Annotated in this window: 1 protein-coding gene; it reads left to right on the top strand. The window is 54.0% G+C overall.

The genetic code is table 11. The annotated features are described in order from the left end of the window. Positions 1–522 (top strand): hypothetical protein (locus SLH33_RS13025; protein ID WP_320419548.1); only part of this gene is annotated, 522 nt, incomplete at both ends.

A 522-nucleotide genomic window follows, 5' to 3' on the forward strand; every position in this document is an offset into this window, starting at 1 on the left:
AGCGGCAGGCGATACGGTCACTTTACGATGGACGATCAGCAACGGAAGCTGTACCGATAGTACAGACGATGTGGTACTGACCAACGATGCGTTGCCTACGACAGCGGCAGCAGGCACCGACCAAACCCAGTGTAACACCCCAGGCTTTACCATGGCAGCCAATACGCCTACGGTAGGTACAGGAATATGGAGTATTGTCAGTGGAACGGCAACGATTGCCGATACGAGTTCACCGACTACGGGAGTCACCGTAGCAGCAGGAGATACGGTTACTTTACGATGGACGATCAGCAACGGAAGCTGTACCGATAGTACGGACGATGTAGTACTGACCAACGATGCCTTACCGACCACAGCGGCAGCAGGCGCAGACCAAACCCAGTGTAATACCTCAGGCTTTACCATGGCAGCCAATACGCCTACGGTAGGTACAGGATTATGGAGTATTGTCAGTGGAACGGCAACGATTGCCGATACGAGTTCCCCTACTACAGGAGTGACGGTAGCGGCAGGCGATACGGT

Origin of the sequence: Tenacibaculum sp. IB213877 (assembly GCF_034043975.1) — a bacterium.
Classification (GTDB): domain Bacteria; phylum Bacteroidota; class Bacteroidia; order Flavobacteriales; family Flavobacteriaceae; genus Polaribacter.